The following is a 23,968-nucleotide window of genomic DNA, read 5'->3' on the forward strand; positions in this document are numbered from 1 at the left end:
CCTGTCAAATTCATTTGGCGGTAGATCCGGTCAAGGCCGGGGCGCAAAAAAGGTGGCGAACTATAGCATTTTTCGTCGCGCCTTTCAGGTTGCAATGATCGCTGGTTGTTTAATCGCCGGTCGGCTGCTATTAATAGCCAGCCGACCGTTATCACCGGCGAGTCGATTTCCAAACATAATGAGCGTCTGCAACCATCAAATTATGATCAATTAAAGGGGAAGCCTATGGAAAACAATGAAACTCCAAGTACCGAAGTGGCAACCAACGTGTCGCAAGATGCCAAAAATCTGGCCTTGTTGTTGTGGTTGGGTAGTATCTTTTTTGGTTTTATTCCCGGGTTGGTGTTGTATCTGGTGAAGAAAGATGACGCCTATGTGTTGGATCAAAGCAAAGAGGCACTTAACTGGTCCATCACTGCCCTGATTGGTTATGTGGCAGGAATGATACTGACGATTATTTTAATTGGTGTGTTGGTAATGGCGGCGGTAGGCATTTGCCATTTGGTGTTTTGTATTATGGGAATTATTGCGGCGACTAGCGGTAAACCTTTCCGTGTTCCTTTTGCGTTGCGTTTAATCAAGTAATTTTTTGCGTTACACAAGGGCAGTGATACTGCCCTTTTAGATTAGCCAACTTTTAATCTTGATCATATGGCTTGTATTCGATAGCAGCGATATAAAACATTTCTTCACCGTCAGGCTTCTTCAGTACGATTTCATCATCGAGTCGCTTACCGAGCATCGCCTTGGCGAGTGGTGAATCCATACTTAATTTTTGCCGCGCCACATCGAACTCATCTGGTCCGACGATTTGGTACGTCTTTTCATTGCCGTCGTCGTCTTCCAATGTCACCCAGGCGCCAAAGAAGACTTTGGTGTGATCATCAGGCAGTCGATCCACTACCGTCAGCACCTCCATGCGCTTGGATAAAAAGCGCACGCGCGAATCAATTTCGCGCAGACGACGTTTGCCATAAATGTAATCGCCGTTTTCACTGCGATCCCCATTTTTGGCCGCTTCGTGTACCACTTGCGTGACTTGCGGGCGCTCCACCTTCCAGAGTTGCGTCACTTCATCTTTCATGCGTTTAAAACCAGCTGCGGTAATGTAGGTTGAACCTTTGGCTGAGGGGGGTCGCCAGCGTCCCATTAGTTATCTCCGGAATTTTTTTGATCAAATACTTTTAAATAAAATGCCAGTTCGGATTCGAGCGCATGTTGAATTGTTTGTGCTTGGCGGAAACCATGTGCTTCTTCCGCAAAAGTAACATACTCAGTGTAAATTCCTTTTGCGGTTAACGCATTGACCATGGCTTCTGCTTGCGCTGGTGGAACAACTTTGTCTTGTAATCCCTGCAGGAAAATCACCGGGCAATTTAATTGCTCAATGTGATGGATCGGGGAGCGGGCATGATAAATGGCTTGCTCTTGGGGGTAGGCACCTACCAATGAATCAAGATAATGCGTTTCAAATTTATGGGTGTCTTTGGCCAAGGCTTCAAGGTCGCCAATTCCGTAAAGGCTTGCGCCTGCTTTAAAATGATGACTGAAGGTTAAGGCTGCCAATACGGTATAGCCACCGGCGCTGGAACCGCGAATGGCGATTTTATTGTCATCAACCAACTTCTGCGCAATTAAGTAATCCACGCCGCTGCAAGCGTCAATCACATCCGTAATGCCCCAGTTTTGTTTTAAGCGGTCACGATACTGGCGTCCATAACCGGTACTGCCGCGATAATTTACATCTAACACGGCAAAACCGCGGCTGGTCCAAAACTGGATTTTTAAATTCAACCCTGTTTCGGTAGCGCCTGTGGGGCCGCCATGGCACATCACTACTAGCGGTGGTGGCGAATCGGGTTGTACTGAAAATTGCACGTGAGTCGGGCGATAAAAAAAGCCGTGGGAAACTTCGCCGTCACGCGTAGGAAATGCAACGGCTTCAGCTTGCGCTATATATTCCTGCTCAACCCGCGTATCGCCGTGGGTGATGGGTAATATTTTCTGGTCGCTGTAACGATAGAGTTGCGAGCCTTGCGTGGCGCTGGCGGCGATAAACCAGGCGCAATTGTTGTTGCAATGTACGGCAGAGATATCGCGAAATTCGCTGGGAATCTTGCGAAGATTTTTTTTGGCAATATCGATGATTCCAATTTGCCAGTAACCGTGTTGACTGTAACAGCAGAAAATTTCCTGTGTGCTTAAAAAGCCATAGGTACTCATGCCGAATACCCATTGTGGCGTTGCAAACTCAGCAGCATATTCGTAAATTGCTTGGGTACTTGTACCGTCCCAGCGATAGATATTCCACCAGTTATTGCGATCTGAAACGAAATACAGTTGGTTGTCGGGCGACCACTGTGGTTGGAAAATGGATTCAGTTGTGCCGCCGGCGATTACTTGTTCGCTTACACAATCGCCATTTCCATCCAATTGCACAACAACACATTCGCTGCCATCCCATGGCATTTGCGGATGAAACCAGCGTACATAACTCAGTTGTTGTGCATCAGGCGAAAGGCGTGGATTGGAATAAAAATCGGCACCTTCGGCGAGGGTATTGATCACTCCGGTTGATAAATCTATGGCGATAATTCTGGCGCTTGGGTGATGCGAATTTTGTGTGTAGTCCTCGCATATAGCGAGCAATCGCTGGTGGATTTGGTCGTGATAAAAATCAGCGTATCTAAATGCCCCTTCCGGTGTTAAGGCTTTCGTTTGCTGGCTGGCCAAATCAAATTGATAAACCCGCTGGTCGCTGTCTTGCACATAAAAAATAAATGCCGTTGTTGCCAGGTACGAGGAGCCGCCATATTCCTGCGCGCGCGTGCGCACACTTAACGGCGCCGCAAATAACTCAGACCGTTTTCCGGCTTGTTCGCAAACCAGTACATTGCGGCCTTTTTCCTGCGGGCGAGTTTCCAACCAGTAGAGCCGCTCGCCCACTGCTTGTGGGTCGCTGTTTCGAACACCCTGAGCGGTGAGTAATTCCGGTGTAATAGGGGATGGCCAGTGGCCGTATTGATGGTTATTCATAAAACGAATTTTGTCTTGTTGGCAATTCCGCATTAATCTACGCATTTAATCCCACAATGCAAAGCCGAATTATGCCGGATTTTATTCCTGAACAACTGCGCGCCTGCTTGCCGCTTATTGATAAATCAACCCTTGGCGTGTGGTGGGTCGGTTTTAGCGGTGGATTGGATTCCACGGTATTGCTGCACGCACTTGTGCAATTGAATCTGCCGGTCAGCGTAAGGGCCTTGCACATCAACCACCAGATTTCTCCTCACGCCAACTCATGGCAACGCCAGTGTGAACAATTTTGTCAGCAATTAGGAGTGTCTTTTTTTGCGGAAAAAGTGCAGGTAATCAATTCCGGTAAAGGTATAGAAGATGCGGCGCGAGCGGCGCGTTATCAGGTATTTGAGCGGTATGTAGATTCGGGTGATTGTTTGTTGACCGCGCATCACGGTAATGATCAGGCTGAAACTATCTTACTGCGCTTGCTGCGAGGTGCAGGCCCGCGCGGTTTGGCTGCAATTGGCAGTGCGCGACAATTATCGTCGGGTGGAAAATTAATACGCCCGCTGCTGCAGTTTTCTCGCGCTGGGCTTGAGGCTTATGCGCGTGAGCAGAAATTACCCTGGGTGGAAGACGAGAGTAATCAGGACGATCACTATGACCGCAATTTCCTGCGCAATCAGGTAATGCCCTTGTTGCAACATCGTTGGCCTGCGCTGATCCGCAAGTGCCAACAGACGGCCGATTTGTGTGCGCAGCAAGAAAATTTATTGGACGAGTTTGCGAAACAGGATTTGGAGCAAGCAAATCCTCGTTCAGAACGAATGGGACGGAGTATTGACTTACTTTGGTTGAAGTCCTTGTCCAGTGCCCGACGGCAAAATTTATTGCGCTACTGGTTGCGTCAATCCGGATGTGACCTGCCAGAGGTTGTTCATTTACAGCAATTGGAAATTCAATTGTTTAATGCTCGCGAGGACGCGTCAGTGGAGATCGCATGGGGCGAATATTCATTGCGACCTTATCAAACACGTTTGTTTCTATTGCCGGCTGTGTTGCCACCAATGATATTGGATTTGGTTCAGCTGAGCGCGCCAGAAAATAATTCTGCAAGCTATTTGCGTGCTGATATCCCGAATTTGCATATTCGTTTTCGCAGCGGCGGCGAGCGTTGCAAACCGGCTGGTCGCGCGCACTCACAAACGCTAAAAAAATTATTGCAGGAGTATCACCTGGAGCCTTGGTTGCGCAACTCGGTGCCATTGTTATATAGCGGGGATCAGTTAGTGGCTGTGGGTGATTTATGGATTTGTGAGGGGTACGTTGCACCTGGCGGGGTCGCGGCCGTAAAACCGGTCTGGTGTAGTTAGTCGTAAATCACTACTTGGTAAAAAACACTGCTATAAAAAATGGGAGGCTTGTGGCCTCCCATTTTTTATAGGCGAACTCGTCAGTGATTAGAACAGGTATACCGCTCCTGAAGCTTCTGCACTGTTGTCGTTTTGATCCAATGCTCCTTCCGGTAAGCTCGATGTACTGCTGGATGCCTGACTGGATACTGATGTTGCAGAGGCATAGCCGCGACCTGCTTCACGATGCGCTCCGACTGCCAGGGTTTTTCCATCGCCGGAAATATCCACATTCAAACCAAAGCGATCATCTTTATCGGTGTTACTGGCTTTGACATAGCTCTTCTGGGTCCACACTGTGTTGGCGCGGGTGAATACAAACACGGCACCTGCGCGATCTGCACTGGTATCACCTTCGTCGCCATTAACTCCTTTAGCGTTACTGGCTTCACGGAATGAACCCACCGCAAGTGTGTTGCCATCTTGGGATAAGCTCACATCGCCACCAAATTCACCAGCAATAGTGATGGTAGATGGCTTGAGATAGGCTTCTTGTGCCCAAGTGGTGCCACTGCGTGCAAACACATACGCTGAACCAGAACCCAATTGCTTGACCACTTCTTGTACTTTGGCTTTATCGATATTTTTCGGGTCGCTGGTATTTACCGTGTCGGTGGTATCGCCTTTGGCGCCTACCACCAGGGTGTTACCATCACCGGAAATATCCACACTTGAGCCGAACAGGGTGGTAAAGAAAGTTGATGCGGGCTTTAGATAGGCCTCTTGTGTCCAGATAGCATTGCTGCGCGTAAATACATACGCGGCGCCATTGTTAATACCGTAAGTTTGATAGAACGCGTCTTCGCAACCCAGGTCCAGCACATACAAGCCATCGTTCCCTTGGTAGTAACAGGAGTTATCTGCCTGGTTGCCATTTACACCTTTGGCCTGACTATCTTCACCGATAGCACCTATTACTAGTGTGTTGCCATCCGTTGAAAACGCGATGCTGGCACCGAAGGCGTCTCCCTGCTGGGCATTTGAATTTTTCAAATAAGCCTGTTGCATCCAGCCATCTTCGCGGCGGATAAAAATATGGACTGACCCTGAACCTGAGCCGCCCGTATAAGCGCTGGCTGCGCTGTTGGAGCTGGACGAGCTACTGGTGCTGCTAGCAGAGCTATTGGAACTTGAAGAACTGCTGGACGAAGTCGATGAGCTGGAGCTTGATGGGTAGTACTCGAGACATTCGGGCATGGACGATGCCTGGTACATAAGGATGCCGCTTATCGCCAGGCTATCGCTGGTAGCGCCAACGGCGAGCGTCTTGCCATCGCCAGATAGTGCCAGAGTTTCGCCAAAGCGTAGCTCCTGCGCGACATAGCTTGATTTTACAAAAGCCTCTTGCGTCCAAACTTTATTGCTACGAGTAAACACGTACACAGCGCCATTGTTGTAGTCAACTGCAGAATATGTATTGCCCGACGGGTCGCCTGAGCTGTTGGAGCTGTTAGTGGTTCGCAATTCATAGTTGTCTTGGTTGCAATTAATCCCAGTAGATCGTGCGTCTTCGAGCAAGGCGGACACGGCAAGGGTGTTGCCGTCGTCAGAGATGGAAACTTTGTAACCAAAGCGGTCATTTGGAAGGAATCGACTGCTGTTCAGGTTAGGTTGTTCGGTGTTGGATGCCTTCAAGTAGGCTTCTTGGACCCAGACTCCATTTTCTTTGATAAACACGTATGCAGCGCCTGCGTTTACGCTGTCATTATTCGCGGTATCCCCATTTACCCCAATCGCCTTACTATCTTCTGCGGGGGCGCCTATGGCCAGCGTTTTACCATCTGCCGAAAGTGCGAAGCTCCAGCCGAAGTTGTCGAATGCCTCACCATTAGGCGCTTTTACATAACCAATCGCTTTGATCATTTCTGTTGCGGTAAAGGTCAGGTTGGATTTCTGACAGCCGCCAGCGTTACAGGCTTCAACGTAGTAGTAGCTGTTAACCCAATCATGGACGTGAACGCCAATTTCATCGCTGGCTTGGGTGACAGCTAAGTCACCACCTACTTGAGTAACGCCTCCGCTAGCAGCATCACGTTTGAAAAGTTTGTAGTAGGTTGCGCCTTCAACCGGGCTCCATTGGAAATTTAGCTGCTTTGGATTTTGCGATTCAACTTTCACGCTAGGCCAAATGCCTGAACCATTTGCAGGTACGGAAGCCGCGCTAAAACTGCTGCGTGAAGATGAGGAAATACTGGAAGATGAGGAGCTGGATGAGGATTTGCCGCCGCCGCCGCCGCATGCAGTTAGCAAAATTGAGCTTGCCAGCAGCGAGACAAGCAGGGTAGTGCGCTGAAACAGCGGTGAAAAGCGATCAATATTCATTCAGCAGGTTCCTGAGGGTTAAAACTGGTCGGTGATTCTGTGTGTCGCGACGCTTGGTGTCAATCAAATAGCCGGTAGAGGTGCAATTGATTGTGTCCAGACGCAAAAATAGCGTGCCTAAAGACCGTCAAATAACGGGAATGGTTCAGTTTGTTGTTTATATCTGCTCAATCTACCTTGAATGCGTCGCATGAAGTTGTGAGCAATTGTGAAAATTGGTTGGGCTAGAGCTTCTTTAACGCTAAATGCGGTACGCAATGGGATGGGGTAAATAAACAGGAGGAACCGCGAGCAATTGCTGGCGGTTCCTATGCGTGGATGAGATCAAAGCGTCTTCAGGTATTCCACTAGCGCCAGGCGCTGCTCGTTATTGATGGGCTGCAGTTTGCGCATTTGTGGTTTGCCGTCTGCCCCTTTAACCGGACGGCCATCTTGGCCCAATACAAACACAGGAGTAACGCCGGCGGCATACTCATGGCCTTTGTTGGAATTGCTTGGCAAGCTGGTATCAAACACAAACAGACCTGGGTATTGGGCCGGATCGCGCTGGACAAAGCCAACCTTTACCGGATCCAGTTCACGCGTTCCTACCGTGAAACGGTTGGGGCGGCAGGTCTTGCCGGAGGCGATTTCCGCGTCGCTGCAGCTAGGCATAAACAGCTCATATAAATTAGGTACTGAGCCGTTGTGCAAATAGGGCGCGGTTGCCCATATGCCGTTTAACGGCCGCGCTTTATAGGCGATAAGGGTTGTTAAATCAGCTTTATCAACCACCTCAAAATCCAGATGGCGCTCGGTCTTTTTAATTGGGTTATCACCGATGGCTGCTATCAGGTCATAGGCCTTCTCTGTGGTACGACGAAGAGCGGATTTATCGTGGTCAGGTTCGAGGATGACTCCTTCAATCGCCGTATTCACTGCAGCCACGACTGGCGTGGTCGCTTCAAACCGGGGGGAATCCTTCTTCCATGGCATGATTTTTTCACCCTCAAAATACCCACTTTTACCTTGGTATTTGAGCGCGTTGCCCGCCATGAATGGGTCGGTCCCAATAGTTTCCAGGCGCGAGAACTGGGCGGTAATGCGACGCTTGGGGTCGGTGCGATCTATAGCTTCGTGGCAGCTATGGCATTGGTACTCCACAAAAACTTCACGCCCTTTATCAGCCAGTGATTGGTTAATAGGTGGCAGAACCTTTTGCTCTGCCAACTCGGTCCAGCTTGGAGACCAGAGGCTTTTTAGTTGCCGCTCAATACGGTTGAGGTTGCGCACAGCAGTTGAAGAGCGATAGCCGATATCGCCCTTCTTCTTGTGCAGATCCATGGTGGCGTAAACCCCCAAGACCTCACCGGTATTGCGTCCCAGCGGGCCGGTGAGGGCGTTGTCACCCGCGCCATTCCACTGCACAAAGTCGTGTTGTGGGGTATCCCATAAATAGGGATAGCTGACTGGCGCGTTGGCGGGGTTAGCGTTGCTTGGATCCTTGGGCGTGAGGTGCGTCAGTATGCGGTTAAAGATCCGTCCGAATGCGTCCAGGCGTGCATAGCCGTAATCGACCACTTTATCGCCATGGGTTGGCTCATTGATTTGGTTGTAAAGGCGAATTTGTTCTGCTGCTGCCACCAACTCTTGGCGGAATTTATCTTTTTCGGCGGGGTATTTGGATTTCAGAACCTTTTGCGCCAGACGGTCGAACTTCTCTGGCTGAGTCGCGCTGGATTCCAAAGAGCTTGCAAGTGTTTTAAGCATTAACACCATATCGGCGAGGGTTGCTCCGCCATCGATGCGAATGGCTGCGCCCTGGTAGTTAACCTGACTCGTGTGGCAGGCAGCACAGGTGTAGCCGATATATTCCTTCCCTTGGTATTCATCTTTTACCCAGCCCACGGGCAAACCATCAGGGTTGGCGAAGGACGCTTTCTGGGGTAGATAGCGCAGTAGGTTCATGTGCTCATCGCTGCGGAACAGCTGTTCTGAATCAGGCATTTCCAGATGCAGAAATATGTCGTAGGGAATCAGATTGGAGCCTTGGGTTATGTTGTAAAACCACAGGCTGTCGGCGGCGCTCCAGTTTTGTTCCGGGTAAACGACACGGCTAGTGCTATCACCAAAACTATCTTGCTGGCTGGTTTTTGCATTGCGATCACTATCGACCACAACCCCCTGAGACATATAGGTACAACCCGATAATCCAGCTAGAGCAACTGCTGCTGTCAGGCGTGCGCTTAACCAGAGGGATGGCATAAAACGAGATGAGGTGCATGAGTCCATAATCATTCCTTTATGGGTAAAAACGAAGGTGGTTACAGGGCTAACTTCAAATACTTATGAGAGAGGATCAAATAAAAAACCGATAAAGGGTCCTTCTTTTAAGGAACTATTCAGACTCCTGTCGGCCTTAAGTAATGACATTAGCAGATTGAATGATACAAGGCATCAGTAAAACAGCGGTGTTTGGCCGATAAATGTCACCTTGCTGTCATGAAATTGGTAAGAAAGTAACACCTAAAGGATCGTTTGAGAGGATTTTGCGGTATTGGCAGCTTTTGCTTGAACTGTAATAAATAGTGCGTAGACTGCCGCCTCGCCGCAAAAGGGACTTTTTACGGAACCAAGTGGCGAATAATCAACCAGCGAAATATGCCTTCGGGTAGAGGTCGCTCAAAAAAGAAGCGCAGCGGAAAGTTCTATGTTATTGACTCCTATGTTTGTGGATGTTTCTTTAAACAATCGTTTGGGCCAAGCGGTACACCTCGGGGTTTACCATCTGCAACATCAAGGGCGCGATTACGTGTTCGTCGCCGCACCCACGCAACAAGCTTCCAGTTTTGTCGGCAAAAATGCTGAACCTTTCGCATTCCAATTGCGTGAAAAATTAGCGCTGGATGCGCGCCGGATGGAATTGATTGAGGTGCGCACAACCAACGACGGTGTGCACTTGTTTCGCTGGCGTTTTGAGTGGGTGGGTAATTCACCCTTGTCGGCGCGTAGTGAAGAAATTACCTCTCCTGGTCTACGGGGCACCCTGTTGAGTTTGATTAATGTGGGGCAGCCTGCGGCGGCCGCTAGCGCCTGATTGCAGTTGGCGTGTTCGAGTTGTTACTGCTCGAGTGAATTCTCGTTAGCGATCTCAGTCTTTTTATTCTTGCGCCAAAACCAGCGACTGGGAGCCTGGGTAAATTTTTCCAGTTGCTCTTGTTTGTGTGAGGCGTCGGTAAACCAATAGTAATCATTACTGGATTTCGGTTTAAACCAGCCCTTCACCGGTTCGATGAATTCGATAGTCAATTTAGGCATGCCCAGTTTGCGATCTGAGTTAAAACTGTGGTTCCAATGCACTAGTAAGTCCCGTTTGGCTGTCGCTATTGCTAGGTCCTCGGTATCCGTCTTAATAAGCTTGCATGCGATAAAACCAATAACGGGTTCTGGCGCATCGCTGTAATTTTCAAAAAAAATATTCTCACCAGAGAGTACAACTTTGTAATACGTCATAATTTACAATCAATCAATTTCTGCGTCGCTCGTGCCATATAAATGTTCTGGCATGGGCAGTTTTTCAAATAATTTGCTGAAGTGTTGTTGCACGCGTGCAATATTCATTACCGAAGACATACCGCTGGAAAATCCAAACCACACATAGAGACCGTTCAGGTTTTTAAACATTGGTGGTAAATATTTGGGGCCAGTAATAACCCCTTCCAAATAACGTTCGTACAACAGTGGTAAATCATCCAGCGTTACCTTGCCTACAAATAACATGGGAATAATTTCAGGTACGCCGGAATTAATTGCACTGCGAATAAAGTTTACATTTTCAACAAAGCCTTTTACGTAGGAAATATCCTTGGTAAATACCGAGCCGCCAGTCAAAGTGCCGCCGCGAAATACGCGTTGGGTAACGCGATAGCTGTCGTGCTCACTCACGCCTCGTTCGATAAAATATTTATAAACTTCGCAGAAGTCAGCACCTTGTTCTGCAAGGTCTACAGCAACGACACGGTCACTAATACGGCGTGCGCGCTGTGGAAACGAGCTGAAAGTCAGTGTTTCCAACAGTACTGCCATGCCTTCCTGAATAGCGGTAATACGCGGTGAGCCAACACTCAGCCAAGTGGCCCAAGGCTGCTCGCGGCCGTTCAGGGTTGTACCTATGTGTACCCAACCTTCATGCACTTCCAGTACTTGCAAATCGAGCTCAGAAAAAAACGAGCGGCGATTGACTTTAATACAGTCGCCTCCGGCAGAGGCGTCGGACACGATATCGTCACTAATTTGTACTCGCACTTCACCCGCGCCAAAGTAATCATTCATACGCTCGCGCAGAATTTTTACTGACTCTTCAGCACTAATATGATTAGTGTAAGGGCGATTCAAATGTTCAACTGCAGGCAACGAAAAAATATGGCACAGCTTCTCACCCATTTGTCGCAAGCTTTTGCGATCCCCGCGCAAGTTGTCGCTCGCTGAACCATATAGCTGTTTGCTGAAGTGGCCAAACTTATCTGTGCCGCGATGACGCAACAGCTCGATTACTATCTGGTATTGTTCGATAGTGGCTTGCAGTATTTTTCCCAGTGCATCATCGCGCCCCAACTGGCGACGCACATCATTTTTCAATTCTTTGAATAACTGTTGGATACTATCCGGCTCGAAGGCCAATCTCTGGCGCTGGTAAAAATCCTTATCCAGTGCAGGCAATTCCCGTCCTTGTTGTTCGCGAAAACGCTGCTCGATTCCCGCCGGCCATTTAATAGCATCGAGAATGCGAATCGGTTTTTGCAGGGATACCAGGCGCGTTGAGAGTTGCTTCAGTCGCTCCAGGTAGGCGGGATCGGTCATATCAAGGCTGCCACATTTGAGTGCAAGAATGCGCCGGTTGCGGAAACTCAGGCACAGCCATTCTATCGTTAACTGGGGCGTTTGTGGCTAGAATTTGTCGTGGGGTTCGTTGTTGTTTATCGAAGTTTGCGGTGTCGTGATTGCGTTGGGTGGTACTTTTACGTACTAATCGCCAGAATAGCGCTGCCGGTATCGAGACTCTGTTGGTCGTTAGATCGGATCTTTCTTTCGATCGTTTCTCTCTTCCGATCAGTGCTATCGTTAGGTCGTTTTCAAGTGAGGTTAATCAATGCCTTTTGTTGCGCTGGAAAAACTGCATTTACTGTATGACGGCTATCGCAAAGCGGTAACGGTTGGGGGCAAGCCTTTTTTGTTGCTGCAGGAAAATGGACGGGTCGTTTTGTTAAAAAACGCCTGTCCTCATGCAGACGCGCCGCTCACCCATGCTACTGTTAATGACGGCTGCCTGCGGTGCCCTATGCACGGTATTGAATTCGATTTGAACTCTGGTCGTTCGCGCAGCCCGGTATGTGCAAATGAACTGGTATTTTTGCCGTTAATTTATCAAGGTAACCAGATTGGTATTGATGGGTAGTTAAGGATATTTTTATGCGTTTATTGTTTAAGGCATTGGTTGTGGTGTTATTGGCTGTGGGTGTAGGCAATTACCTGATTTACCTAAAAACGGGTCAGTTTCCTATCAATAGTGTGCGCGAAAATTACAATGGTGATTGGTTGGCTGCCGTTAAAGAATCGATTACGTTTAATAAGTTTGCTGCTGAAGCGAAAAAATCCGTTTCAGACCTGACCGGTGAAGAGCCTGTTCAGCCTGTACCAACCAAAGTGTATAAATGGACCGACGCCAATGGACAGGTTCACTATGGTGATAAACCCAGAAGCGCTGATGCTGAGCAGGTAGAGGTAAAAATCCAGAATGCGATTTCCCCACCCGATGACCAAACAGCGGAGGCTGCGGCAGAAGAGCCTGCGCGGGCACAGCAGCAAACTCCATTGGAAAAGGCCCGTGCCGCCGCTGAATCTATGAAGGCGCGGGTGCAAGAGCAAGAATCTCAATAATTTTTAGCCATGAAAAAAATCTGGCGGTTTTCCGGGCGAATTCTGAAATGGTTGTTGCTACTGCTGGTGGCGTATCAGCTGTGGATTTTCGCTCATGTTGTTGTGTGGAAATGGGTAAATCCGGGCGAAACAAGCTTTATGGCAATTCGTCTGGATGAGTTACAACAAAAAAATGCCAAGGCTGAACTTAAGCACCAGTGGGTGGAATACGCGAAAATCTCCAATCATTTAAAGCGCGCGGTTGTCGCGGCTGAGGACGATAGGTTTATGGATCACAATGGTTTTGATTTGCGCGGCATTGAACAAGCACTGAAAAAAAATGAGCGGCGCGGAAAATCGGTGGCAGGTGGCTCGTCCATCACCCAGCAGTTGGCCAAAAATTTATTTTTATCGCCCTCGCGTTCCTATTTCCGCAAAGCAGAAGAGGCCGTAATCACCTTGATGATTGAATTGCTATGGGACAAGCGCCGCATTCTGGAGGTTTACCTGAACGTGGTGGAATGGGGCAATGGTGTGTTCGGGGCAGAAGCCGCCGCGCGCCATTATTATCGGGTTCCGGCGGCACAGCTTGGGGCATCGGCAGCGGCGCGTATGGCGGTCATGTTGCCCAATCCGCGCAAATACGAAAAATCCATGCCCTCCTGGGTGGTGCGCCATGCATCTGCCGTGCAGAGACGCATGCACTATTCACAAATTCCCTGATTGTCTTTGAAATTCCGGTGCCAGCCCCTATTTATGCCTGCGTTGTGCGGTTCTCGCCGCCAACCTTTTACGTTACAATCGCGACCCTTTTTGGGTCTTTGCATTCCGTGGCTGATGATTTTTTGAACTGAGGTGATAGACGTGCCTATCTACGAATACCAATGCGAATCCTGCAACCATGAACTGGAAGCTCTGCAAAAACTGAGCGATGCACCCTTGGTGGATTGCCCTGCATGTGGCAAGGCAAGTTTGAAAAAGCAAATCTCCGCAGCCGGTTTTCGCTTGTCGGGCGGCGGCTGGTACGAGACCGATTTCAAATCGGGCAAGAAAAAGAATCTCGCGGGTGAGGGCAGCTCCGGCTCTTCGTCTGCATCCAGCTCAGGAACTGCCTCCTAATCAGGCGCCGTGAGCTATCCATTTACTGTCGATAAATAACGGGAAAAACCTATGCGCAGCCAATATTGTGGCGCTTTAAATGCCTCTCATATCAACCAGGAAGTCACCCTCTGCGGATGGGTGGACGGCCGTCGCGATCACGGTGGTGTGATCTTTATCGACCTGCGTGACCGCGAAGGTGTGGTGCAAGTAGTGTTTGATCCGGATGGTAAAGAGAACTTTGCCTTGGCGGATAAAGTACGCGGTGAGTATGTATTGCAAGTGACTGGTAAAGTCCGTGCGCGCGCTGCAGCAACGGTTAACCCGAATATGCCTACCGGCGAAATCGAAGTTTACGGAACTGCGTTGACCATCCTCAACGAGGCGAAAACTATTCCATTTCCATTGGATGGCTATACCAACGTGGGTGAAGAAACCCGCTTGAAGTATCGCTTCCTGGATCTGCGTCGCGCCGAAATGCAAAAAAACTTGCGCTTCCGCAGCAAAGTGACCAGTGCTATCCGCAACTACTTGGATCGCAATGGCTTCCTCGACGTAGAAACCCCGATTTTGACTCGTGCGACCCCCGAAGGTGCGCGCGATTATCTGGTGCCTTCACGCACCCACGACGGCAAATTTTTTGCGCTGCCACAATCACCCCAATTGTTTAAACAATTGCTGATGGTTGCCGGTTACGACCGTTACTACCAAATCGCCAAGTGCTTCCGCGACGAAGACCTGCGCGCAGACCGTCAACCGGAATTTACCCAGATTGATATCGAAACATCGTTCATGAGCCAAGACCAAATTATGGCCGTGACCGAAGGTATGTTCCGCGAATTGTTCAAAGATTTATTGAACATCGAATTCGCCGAAATCCAACATATGCCTTTCTCTGAAGCTATTGCCAAATACGGTTCAGACAAGCCGGATATGCGTATCCCGCTGCAATTGGTCGATATCAAAGATCTCGTCACTGACGTTGAGTTTAAAGTATTTGCCGGCCCGGCGAACGATCCGAAATCACGCGTTACTGCGTTGAAAGTGCCCGGTGGCAATGAGAAATTAACTCGTAAGCAAATCGACGATTACACCAAATTCGTTGGCATTTACGGTGCAAAAGGTTTGGCGTACATCAAAGTTAATGACAAGTCAGATCTGGAAGAAGGCCTACAGTCGCCCATTGTGAAAAACTTGCCGGTGCCCGTGCGTGCAGCGATCCTTGAGCGTGTTGGTGCAGAAAACGGCGATTTGATTTTCTTCGGTGCGGACAAGCACAAAGTAGTTACTGAAGCCTTGGGCGCATTGCGCTGCAAACTGGGTGCAGATTTAAACCTCTACACCACCGAGTGGGCGCCATTGTGGGTTGTTGATTTCCCAATGTTTGAAGACGATGACAAAGGCGGCTGGACTTCAATCCACCACCCATTCACTTCACCAAGCTGCACACCGGCACAATTGGTTGCCAGCCCGGGTGACGCCTTGTCGCGCGCTTACGACCTGGTGTTGAACGGTACTGAATTGGGCGGTGGTTCCGTGCGTATTCATTCACCGGAAATGCAGCAAGCAGTATTCCAGATTCTCGGTATTAGCCCGGAAGAGCAACGCGAAAAATTCGGCTTCCTGTTGGACGCGTTGAGTTACGGCGCTCCGCCACACGGTGGTCTGGCGTTTGGTTTGGATCGTTTGATTATGTTGATGGTGGGCGCAAGCTCAATCCGCGATGTGATCGCCTTCCCGAAAACCCAAAGTGCTGCCTGTGTAATGACCGATGCACCTGGCACCGTCGACGAACTGCAATTGCGTGAACTGCACATCCGCTTGCGCAACCAGAAAAAAGTGGCTGATGCTGCAGCAGAATCGCCAGAGTACGGTATGTAATTAATGGATTTCTAATCCATAGAAAAAGGGTGGGCAATGCCCACCTTTTTTATTTCTGATGTTTGATATCTGAATGGGAGCTACTAATGGCCGGACATTCCAAATGGGCTAACATGAAACATCGCAAGGCGCGTCAGGATGCCAAGCGGACGAAAATTTTCACCAAAATTATTCGTGAATTAACTGTCGCCGCGAAAGGCGGTCCTAATCCAGCGGATAACCCGCGTTTGCGTGCAGCGGTGGAAAAGGCTTATTTAAATAACCTCAAAAAAGATGTAGTGGAGCGTGCAATTGCGCGCGGTGCCGGTACCGGTGAATCTGAGGCTTATGAAGAGTTGACCTATGAAGGTTACGGCGTAAACGGTGTGGCATTTATTGTTGAGTGTATGACTGACAATCGCAACCGCACTGCCGGTGATGTGCGCCACGCATTCGATAAAAAAGGCGGCAACCTCGGTACCAGCGGTTCGGTTTCCTATTTGTTTGCACGCAAAGGCCAAATCAGTTTTGCGCCGGGTGTTAATGAAGATGCATTAATGGAAGCCGCGCTTGAGGCGGGTGCTGATGACGTGGTTATTCATGATGATGGCTCGGCTGATGTAATGACTGCCTTTGAAGATTTCTTCCGTGTAAAAGATGCACTTGCCAGCGCGGGTTTAAAAGAATCTGAATCCGAAATCACGCAAATTCCATCGCTTACCGTGAGCCTTGATAAAGATGCCGCCGAAAAAATCCTCGCGTTAATTGATGCGCTTGAAGATCTGGATGATGTGCAAAACGTCTATACCAATGCCGATATTGCGGAAGAAATCATGGAGCAATTGGGTTAATTTTTACGTCGCTGGTATAAAAAAGCCGCCATGTCATATTGCTGTCGTATACAAAACGATTGAAATAATGAACTCTGGCGGCTTTTACATTGAGCGAGGTGAATGTCATGGATATGAAAATCAATAAAAGCCAATTGCGCCGCGAGCGCGAGCAGCGCGCCTGGACCCAAAGCCATCTGGCGGAAGTGGCTAATTTAAGTATGCGTACAGTACAGCGGATTGAACGTACTGGTGATGCGTCTATGGAGTCCGCCAGTGCATTAGCATCGGCGTTAAATTTGGAATTGGCCGTGTTGATAGAAACCCCGGTTGTGGCTGTTAAATCGATTCGCTTTAAATTATGGGGAGCAATTGGTTTACTGGGTTCAGCAATTATTGCCTTGGGTTGGTGGTCCAGCGCGGTTGCTGAACAAGTGATGGTTAGTCTATCCATCGAAACACCGGACAAAGTGTATTCCGACATGATGTTATTGAATGAGGTCGGCAAAGAAAGTGAAATTGAACTAGACCACCAATTTCGCATGATTTTCACCACCCAACGCCAAGGGGAGCATTTACTCATCACAACCAAAATTTATAATTTTATTGAAAACGAATACCGCTTGTTTTCGAGCCCCGGAATGCTGGTCGCGGACCGAGAGCCTGCTTCCTTGATTGTTACTTTCCCTGATGATCAACGTGTAAACCTCCAACTAAAAGCCGATTTCTGACCCTCGAAAAACGCGTGTGAAAGCTGAACTTTGTCGGTATTAAATTAACAATCTCGCTTGCGTCCACTTAATTCCCATGCAACACTGCGTCATAACCACTGTATAAAGATACAACCTATGGCGCTTATCCTCGGTATTGACCCCGGCTCTCGCAAAACTGGTTTTGGCATTATCAATGTCATTGGCAGTAAATCGGAATATGTCACCAGCGGTGTGATCCGGATGAAAGATGTGGATGAGTTGCCAGCGCGTTTAAAAGTAATTTTTGATTCGCTCACTCAAATCATCGAGCAATATTGCCCTCAGGAAATGGCGATTGAACAGGTGTTTATGGCCAAGAATGCAGCCTCGGCGTTAAAGCTGGGGCAGGCGCGCGGTGCGGCAATTGTGGCGGCGACGGCGCAAAATGTTCCAGTATCGGAATACGAAGCGCGCAAGGTAAAACAATCGGTAGTGGGCAATGGTGCTGCCGATAAACTACAAGTACAGCATATGGTGAAGACATTATTGTGTCTACCTGCATCGCCACAAGAAGATGCTGCCGATGCGCTGGCCGTGGCACTTTGCCACGCCAATACACGCGATCATTTAATCCGTATGGCGGGTTCATCCAGCTTCCGTCGCGGGCGGATTGTTTAATGTAAATCTTTCATTAATTCCAGCGCGTTGCCTGGGGTTTATCATCAATATCCAATCGGTGGCTTGCGCGGCTGTTGGCGATTAATAGCGATTCAAAGCGATAAATCGCGTGTAGTTTTGCCGCGTTGATGCCTAATCGATGACGCAACTCATCCAGCGTTACAGCGGAATATTTTTCAAAAGGATAATGGCCAAGATCCCGTACTGGAATGGCTTGGCCGAAATTAAATCCCAAATCAAACGCAATTAAATCTTGCCGACAAAATTGATAAGGCGCTGGGTAGAGGTGGGTGATAATCCAGCGAAAAAAATGAATTTGCCAACGATGGATGTGATCACTGGAGCCCATAGTAAAGCCGATTACAAAGGCTTCATCCTGATTTCGCAGGCCGCGCCCTAGCAATGCGTGTAATGCATCGTGACGAGTGAGATTAATGGCGCCTGGAAAAGCAATGGGGCTGGCGGGGTTTTCGAATAAACGCACCAGCCAGGGAATATCTTCCGGGTTGGCCGCGGGTAAGGTCGCAATTACCTCCTGCAATGTTAAATCGCCATTATGCAAGCCCGGGTTCCATTCGTACCACTTAATATCTGTAGCCATAAACCCCTCGCTAACGTGTTTTACTGAAGTTAGTCGTGTGAGGGCTTTTGTGTTAGCAGCTGGATATTGCCGCCGACAGCAGCCAAATAGTTGCTAATAGTTTTTTCACGCACAAAGCGCAACAGGTAGTGAGGGCCGCCCGCTTTGGGGCCGGTGCCGGACAGGCCGCAACCACCAAAAGGTTGGACGCCCACTACTGCACCAACCATATTGCGATTGATATACACATTGCCCACATTCACTTCATGAGCAATTTTCTGGCCGATTGTTTCGTTGCGCGTATGAACGCCCAGTGTTAAACCAAAACCGGTGCTATTAATACTTGCAATAACCTTATCCAGATCTTGAATGCGGAAACGAATTAAATGGCAAATCGGTCCGAAATGTTCTTCCTGTAATTCGTCAATGCTATGAATTTGTAATAACGTGGGTGCAACAAAACTGCCTTGCGCAATTGTCGAAGGCAAGGGTGTTTGGGCAATTAATCGCCCTTCTGTTTTGGCTTGCTCAATATGAGCGAGCAATTTTTGCTGCTCGTAGTTGTCGATGACCGGGCCAATATCGGTGCGGGTTTCGCGCGGGTCGCCCAGTATCAAACAGTCCATAGCGCCTTGAAGTAATTCAATGACTCGCTCGGCAATTTCTTCCTGAACAAACAAAACTCGCAGTGCAGAGCAGCGTTGGCCTGCACTGCCGAAGGCTGAGCGGATAACATCTTTTACCAATTGTTCGGGTAGGCAGGTTGAATCGGCAATTAGCGCATTTTGACCACCGGTTTCGGCAATTAATGTGGCGATGCTGGAATTGCGTGCTGCTAATGCGCGATTGATTGTCCAGGCACTTTGGGTCGAACCGGTAAAAGCAATGCCCTCAATGCGTGCATCGCCGGTCAAAATAGGGCTAAGTTCACCGCTGGGACCCGGTAAAAAATACAAAGCCACGGGCGGAATTCCCGCAGCGAGCATTAACTCAATAGCGCGAAATGCAATCAGGCAGGTTTGGCGCGCGGGTTTAGCGACTACTGTATTACCTGCAACCAATGCCGCAATTATCTGGCCGGTAAAAATCGCCAACGGGAAATTCCACGGCGAGATGCAAACAAAGATCCCACGGCCTTCCAATAGCAATTGATTGTGTTCGCCGGTGGGACCAGGCAAGGGGAGGGGGTTGGCAAGTTGTTCGCGCGCTTGCTGGGCGTAGTAATGGCAAAAATCGACGGCTTCGCGCACCTCATCAATCGCATCATTGAGTGTTTTGCCTGCCTCGCGCATGAGCAACGCAATAAGTTCTGCCCGGTGTTCTTCAAATAGATTGCCCACTTTGTCCATGAGTGCCGCTTTTTCGTTAACTGGATATATCCGCCAGTGCACTGAATATTCTGCGGCTTGATTGATCGCCGTGATCGCATTGTCTGCTGTGGCCTGCAAGCAACTGCCAACCAACTCGGCATTGTTTGCAGGGTTCACGACTTTTGTAGCTGAACCCGTCTTTAAATAATGCCCACCAATAAGAGGGTAGGCACTCCATTGGTGATTCAACCAGGGCGTGATGGCCTCCATGAGTTGCTCCCGTTGTTCGGTAATTTGCGTATTAAACCCCTGTGAGTTAGGGCGGGATTTTTTTTGATCGGCATGGAAAAATAATTCGCCGGGTAGTTTTAATTCTTGCGAGTATTCTTGAAGTTTTTGCAGCGGGTGCTGTGCTAATTCGGTTAACGAACAATCTTTGCGGTTAAGTTGATTGATAAAAGAACTGTTTGCGCCGTTTTCCAATAAGCGCCTTACTAAATAGGGCAATAATTCAGCGTATTGGCCGACGGGGGAATAAATCCGACAATGCACCTGCGGATGCTCAATCAACAGTTGCCGATAAAGCGATTCACCCATACCTTGCAAGCGCTGAAACTCCAATGGTTTACCGTTTACCATGGCCAGCAAGCTGCACATAGTCACTGCGTTATGCGTTGCAAACTGTGGTTGCAAATGTCGACTGTGCAATAAGTATTTCGCGCAGGCCAAGTAGGAAATATCGGTTGCGGCTTTTGCAGTAAACACCGGGTAGCCGCTAAGGCCTGCGCGTTGTGCCCAGTGGATTTCGCTATCCCAGTAGGCGCCTTTCACTAAACGAACATTTATTTTGATTTGCAGTTCGTCAGCGAGCTGGTCGAGAAACCCAAGCACAGGCAAAGCGCGTTTTGAATATGCTTGCACGGCTAATCCCAATCCGTTCCAACTTTGTAGCGATGGATGACGTAAACAGGCTTCGATAAGCTCGAGCGAAAGTTCAAGCCGTTCGGATTCTTCGGCATCTATCGTCAGCGGAATATTTCCAGCGCGCGCGTGTTGCGCCAGTCGCACTAAAATGCCCGGGGTGTTACCAGTTCCAATTAAATCAGCAAATACTTGTGATTGTTGCAGCGCTTCATAGCGTGGATGCAAGGCGCTCAATTTAATCGACAAGTTGTAGCGATTTTTCTGATCGGTGTTGGTCAGCTGTGCCAGCGCAGAAAAATAATTGCGTTGATATTGGTTGGCAACAGGATGGGTAATAGCGGCTTCGCCCAGCAAATCAAATGAATAGTGCCAGCGCAGTTCTGACTCTTTGCGGTTGATGCTGTGGGCCCGCTCAAGTGCTGAATCCATATCGGCGGCAAACACAAAGGTATCAGCGAGCCAGAACAACGCTTTTTCCAGCGCGGCGTGAATCACCGGCTCACCCAGTCGGCGCAGCAGATTTTGCAAAATGCCAGCGCTATCTACGGGTTCCAGTAAGCGTTCACCCCAGACTAATCCCCAGGTGGCGGCATTAATCATCCAGGGCTGCTGTTCCCCGAGTCGATCTTGCCAGTGGGCGGATGCCAGCTTGTCGGCGATAAAAGCGCGGGCAGAAGTTTTGTCGGGAATACGCACCAAAGATTCAGCCAGGCACATCAGCACCACACCTTCGCGGGTGTTAAGCCCGTAAGCTTGCAGGAACTCCTGTGGCCAGTCGCTGTGGTCGGTTGAGTTGTGTTTCCAGCGGGTGAGGAAGGCCAGTGATTGTTGGTTCACCAGCTGGATTTGTGCTTCAGTCTGGCCCAGTCCACGAATCAATTCGATGAGATAACTCGCCTCATCGATTAGGTAGTGAGCGCTGATGGTGCGACGCCAGTCACTCAGGGTGTGAGGAGCGGCAAAATCGCGAGAAGAAAACATAGCTATGTCCACCTTTTGGGTTCAATAACGTCTTCTCGTAACTGTCTTTGTCTGCAAACTAAAGCAAGTATGGCACCACAACAGGAATATTTCCGATCAGCGCTACTGGCGTGGATGACTCTTGTGTCTAAACTCCTTTACAATGCAAACCAATATACTGTTTATAAAAACAGTTGGTCCTTGTTAGGCCGCATCGGCCATGATGGAAAACCAGTGCTATGATCGGACGTTTGCGTGGAGCTCTTCTGGAAAAGCAGCCTCCTTATTTGCTGCTGGATGTAAACGGCGTGGGTTACGAACTCCAGGCACCTATGACCACTTTTTATCGTCTACCAGGTCTGGGGCAGGAGGTGGTGCTGCATACCCATCTATCGATTACTGAAAACCTGCACCAATTATTTGGCTTTAGTGAACAGCGCGACCGCTCGCTGTTTCGTACCTTAATCAAAGTAAACGGTGTTGGCCCCAAATTAGCGATTGCGATTTTGTCGGGTATGGAAGCGGACGATATTGCGCGCTGTGTGCGTGACGACAATATCAATGCGCTAACAAAAGTCCCGGGTATTGGCAAAAAAACGGCCGAGCGTTTGGTCATTGAATTACGCGATCGCTTGAAAAACTGGGATATGCCACAAGGTGATATGTTGGCGCACAGTGAAATTCAGAGTATCGCTACGGATAACGATGTGTTTGCCGAGGCAGAAAGTGCGCTTATTGCCCTGGGATACAAACCGGTCGAGGCGGCGAAGATGGTCTCATTGGCCAGCAAGCAGAAACCGGATGCGAAAAGTGAAGAGTTGATTCGTATCGCTTTGCGCAGTATTGCAGGCTAGTTTTTGTCCGCGGAGTTAAAGCCACAAGCGGCAAACTTACAGGGTTAATGCCATATGATTGAAACTGATCGCCTGATCGCCCCCACCGCCAAAGACCGAGAGGATCACCTCGATCGCACAGTGCGCCCCAAATATCTTGCGGATTACGTCGGTCAGCCCGCTGTTCGTGAGCAGATGGAAATTTTTATTGGCGCTGCCAAAAAGCGCAACGAAGCGCTGGATCATACCCTGGTGTTTGGCCCTCCCGGTCTGGGTAAAACCACATTAGCCAATATTATCGCCAACGAAATGAATGTTTCGCTTAAAAGTACCTCTGGCCCGGTGTTGGAGAAGGCAGGTGATTTAGCCGCGTTACTGACCAACCTCGAACCAGGTGATGTGTTATTTATCGATGAGATCCATCGCCTGAGCCCGGTCGTGGAGGAGATCCTTTATCCGGCAATGGAAGATTTTCAACTGGATATCATGATTGGCGAAGGGCCTGCTGCCCGTTCAATTAAACTGGATTTGCCACAATTCACTCTGGTTGGTGCGACAACTCGTGCGGGATTGTTGACATCACCATTACGTGATCGTTTTGGTATTGTTCAGCGTCTGGAGTTTTATAATGTCGCCGATCTCACCCATATCGTCGCGCGTTCAGCGGCTTTACTGGGAGTGAAAATGGATTATGACGGCGCCGGTGAGGTTGCAAAACGCTCTCGCGGCACTCCACGTATCGCCAACCGTCTGTTGCGTCGTGTACGGGATTATGCCGAGATGAAAGGAGATGGCACTGTTACTGCGGCGATGGCCGATAGTGCGTTAAATATGCTGAACGTCGACGAGCGCGGCTTTGATCATATGGATCGTCGTTTATTAATGGCTATGTTGCATAATTTTGATGGCGGTCCAGTAGGCGTAGAAAGTTTGGCGGCGGCAATTAGCGAGGATCGCGGAACTATTGAAGATGTTATAGAACCCTATTTGATCCAGCAGGGTTTTATGGCACGCACACCGCGCGGTCGAATTTTAACCAATAATGCCTATTTGTATTTTGGCGTCCCGGTTCCCAAGCGATTGCAAGATTCGAATGAATGAACCAATGAATAAGGATTTATTGCAGTTATGCAGCCTTTTAGTATTCCGGTAAGGGTGTACATAGAAGATACAGATGCCGGCGGTATTGTGTACTACGTGAATTATCTGAAGTACATGGAGCGCAGTCGTACAGAATTTTTGCGCGGTTTCGGCTATGATAAGCCCGCAATTTTAGACGGTGGTCTGTTATTGGTCGTGCATACCGCACAAATCTATTATCGCCGTCCCGCACGTTTGGATAATTTGCTCAGCGTAACTGCGCAAATCCACAAGCTTGCGCGAACCTATATCGAATTTCAGCAGCAGGTGCTGCGTGGCGAAGAATTAGTGTGTGAAGGGTTAATTCGTATCGCCTGTGTCGATGCGGAAACTATGAAACCCAGCGCGCTTCCTGCCAGTATGTACCAGCAATTGGATCAATCGTTTCGTCTTAATACTGAGAGTTAATCAAG

General features: G+C 49.0%; 22 protein-coding genes. 14 read left to right on the plus strand and 8 right to left on the minus strand.

The features are described 5' to 3' along the window. Positions 1 to 225 precede the first annotated feature (225 nt). On the plus strand, positions 226 to 585 hold the full coding sequence (locus D0C16_RS22175) for a DUF4870 domain-containing protein (protein ID WP_151034352.1): 360 nt from the start codon (positions 226 to 228) through the stop codon (positions 583 to 585). Between the two features lie 52 nt (positions 586 to 637). Here the strand turns inward: D0C16_RS22175 and greB are convergent, their stop codons facing one another. Together greB and D0C16_RS22185 are read right to left on the minus strand one after the other, a co-directional pair. Beyond that, entirely contained in the window at positions 638 to 1,150 is a 513-nt protein-coding gene (gene greB / locus D0C16_RS22180; protein WP_151034353.1) for a transcription elongation factor GreB, read from the minus strand. Then, positions 1,150 to 3,081 (minus strand): S9 family peptidase, encoded by a 1,932-nt coding sequence (locus tag D0C16_RS22185; protein WP_225318816.1) that lies wholly within the window; start codon positions 3,079 to 3,081, stop codon positions 1,150 to 1,152. The genes greB and D0C16_RS22185 overlap by 1 nt, the downstream gene beginning before the upstream one ends. 26 nt (positions 3,082 to 3,107) lie before the next feature. Between D0C16_RS22185 and tilS the strand changes: the two genes are divergently transcribed. Next, the gene (gene tilS, locus D0C16_RS22190; RefSeq protein WP_151034354.1) at positions 3,108 to 4,394 is read left to right on the plus strand and encodes a tRNA lysidine(34) synthetase TilS; all 1,287 of its coding nucleotides are present in this window, start codon (positions 3,108 to 3,110) and stop codon (positions 4,392 to 4,394) included. Positions 4,395 to 4,481: 87 nt separating this feature from the next. On the opposite strand, the gene D0C16_RS22195 is transcribed toward tilS, so the two are convergent. Both D0C16_RS22195 and D0C16_RS22200 read right to left on the minus strand, forming a co-directional pair. Further along, on the minus strand, positions 4,482 to 6,755 hold the full coding sequence (locus D0C16_RS22195) for an FG-GAP repeat protein (RefSeq protein WP_151034355.1): 2,274 nt from the start codon (positions 6,753 to 6,755) through the stop codon (positions 4,482 to 4,484). A 324-nt stretch (positions 6,756 to 7,079) separates the two neighbouring features. Next, positions 7,080 to 9,026, minus strand: a complete 1,947-nt coding sequence (locus tag D0C16_RS22200) for a di-heme-cytochrome C peroxidase (RefSeq protein WP_225318817.1) — start codon at positions 9,024 to 9,026, stop codon at positions 7,080 to 7,082. 418 nt (positions 9,027 to 9,444) lie between these two features. Here D0C16_RS22200 and D0C16_RS22205 point away from each other — a divergent pair, with 418 nt between their 5' ends. Further along, entirely contained in the window at positions 9,445 to 9,831 is a 387-nt protein-coding gene (locus tag D0C16_RS22205; protein ID WP_151034356.1) for a hypothetical protein, read from the plus strand. A 23-nt stretch (positions 9,832 to 9,854) separates the two neighbouring features. On the opposite strand, the gene D0C16_RS22210 is transcribed toward D0C16_RS22205, so the two are convergent. Both D0C16_RS22210 and D0C16_RS22215 read right to left on the minus strand, forming a co-directional pair. Then, entirely contained in the window at positions 9,855 to 10,247 is a 393-nt protein-coding gene (locus tag D0C16_RS22210) for a hypothetical protein (protein ID WP_151034357.1), read from the minus strand. A gap of 9 nt (positions 10,248 to 10,256) precedes the next feature. Then, entirely contained in the window at positions 10,257 to 11,594 is a 1,338-nt protein-coding gene (locus D0C16_RS22215; RefSeq protein WP_151034358.1) for a flavohemoglobin expression-modulating QEGLA motif protein, read from the minus strand. A gap of 289 nt (positions 11,595 to 11,883) precedes the next feature. Here D0C16_RS22215 and D0C16_RS22220 point away from each other — a divergent pair, with 289 nt between their 5' ends. The 8 genes from D0C16_RS22220 to ruvC all read left to right on the plus strand — a co-directional run bounded on the left by D0C16_RS22220 (position 11,884) and on the right by ruvC (position 17,808). Next, positions 11,884 to 12,189: a Rieske (2Fe-2S) protein gene (locus D0C16_RS22220; protein WP_151034359.1), complete on the plus strand. Its 306-nt coding sequence runs from the start codon at positions 11,884 to 11,886 to the stop codon at positions 12,187 to 12,189. Positions 12,190 to 12,203: 14 nt separating this feature from the next. Further along, positions 12,204 to 12,671: a DUF4124 domain-containing protein gene (locus D0C16_RS22225; protein WP_151034360.1), complete on the plus strand. Its 468-nt coding sequence runs from the start codon at positions 12,204 to 12,206 to the stop codon at positions 12,669 to 12,671. 9 nt (positions 12,672 to 12,680) lie between these two features. Continuing rightward, entirely contained in the window at positions 12,681 to 13,373 is a 693-nt protein-coding gene (gene mtgA, locus D0C16_RS22230) for a monofunctional biosynthetic peptidoglycan transglycosylase (protein WP_151034361.1), read from the plus strand. Positions 13,374 to 13,514: 141 nt separating this feature from the next. Then, complete coding sequence (locus tag D0C16_RS22235; RefSeq protein ID WP_151034362.1) at positions 13,515 to 13,769, plus strand: FmdB family zinc ribbon protein; 255 nt, start codon at positions 13,515 to 13,517, stop codon at positions 13,767 to 13,769. A gap of 51 nt (positions 13,770 to 13,820) precedes the next feature. Beyond that, on the plus strand, positions 13,821 to 15,629 hold the full coding sequence (gene aspS, locus D0C16_RS22240) for an aspartate--tRNA ligase (RefSeq protein WP_151034363.1): 1,809 nt from the start codon (positions 13,821 to 13,823) through the stop codon (positions 15,627 to 15,629). Between the two features lie 86 nt (positions 15,630 to 15,715). Then, positions 15,716 to 16,459 (plus strand): YebC/PmpR family DNA-binding transcriptional regulator, encoded by a 744-nt coding sequence (locus D0C16_RS22245; protein WP_151034364.1) that lies wholly within the window; start codon positions 15,716 to 15,718, stop codon positions 16,457 to 16,459. A 107-nt stretch (positions 16,460 to 16,566) separates the two neighbouring features. Next, positions 16,567 to 17,169 (plus strand): helix-turn-helix transcriptional regulator, encoded by a 603-nt coding sequence (locus D0C16_RS22250; RefSeq protein WP_151034365.1) that lies wholly within the window; start codon positions 16,567 to 16,569, stop codon positions 17,167 to 17,169. 117 nt (positions 17,170 to 17,286) lie between these two features. Beyond that, positions 17,287 to 17,808, plus strand: coding sequence for a crossover junction endodeoxyribonuclease RuvC (gene ruvC, locus D0C16_RS22255; protein WP_151034366.1), 522 nt, complete (start codon positions 17,287 to 17,289; stop codon positions 17,806 to 17,808). 13 nt (positions 17,809 to 17,821) lie between these two features. Here the strand turns inward: ruvC and D0C16_RS22260 are convergent, their stop codons facing one another. Beyond that, positions 17,822 to 18,409, minus strand: coding sequence for a hypothetical protein (locus D0C16_RS22260; protein ID WP_151034367.1), 588 nt, complete (start codon positions 18,407 to 18,409; stop codon positions 17,822 to 17,824). Positions 18,410 to 18,438: 29 nt separating this feature from the next. After that, the gene (gene putA, locus D0C16_RS22265) at positions 18,439 to 21,603 is read right to left on the minus strand and encodes a bifunctional proline dehydrogenase/L-glutamate gamma-semialdehyde dehydrogenase PutA (RefSeq protein WP_151034368.1); all 3,165 of its coding nucleotides are present in this window, start codon (positions 21,601 to 21,603) and stop codon (positions 18,439 to 18,441) included. 218 nt (positions 21,604 to 21,821) lie between these two features. Between putA and ruvA the strand changes: the two genes are divergently transcribed. Genes ruvA through ybgC form a run of 3 tightly spaced genes read left to right on the plus strand, consistent with a single transcriptional unit; the run spans position 21,822 to position 23,963 of the window. Further along, positions 21,822 to 22,436, plus strand: coding sequence for a Holliday junction branch migration protein RuvA (gene ruvA / locus D0C16_RS22270; protein WP_151034369.1), 615 nt, complete (start codon positions 21,822 to 21,824; stop codon positions 22,434 to 22,436). 54 nt (positions 22,437 to 22,490) lie between these two features. After that, positions 22,491 to 23,516, plus strand: coding sequence for a Holliday junction branch migration DNA helicase RuvB (gene ruvB / locus D0C16_RS22275; RefSeq protein WP_151034370.1), 1,026 nt, complete (start codon positions 22,491 to 22,493; stop codon positions 23,514 to 23,516). Between the two features lie 27 nt (positions 23,517 to 23,543). After that, positions 23,544 to 23,963 (plus strand): tol-pal system-associated acyl-CoA thioesterase, encoded by a 420-nt coding sequence (ybgC, locus tag D0C16_RS22280; protein ID WP_151034371.1) that lies wholly within the window; start codon positions 23,544 to 23,546, stop codon positions 23,961 to 23,963. The last annotated feature ends 5 nt before the right edge of the window (positions 23,964 to 23,968 follow it).

This window comes from Cellvibrio sp. KY-GH-1 (genome assembly GCF_008806975.1).
Lineage (GTDB): Bacteria > Pseudomonadota > Gammaproteobacteria > Pseudomonadales > Cellvibrionaceae > Cellvibrio.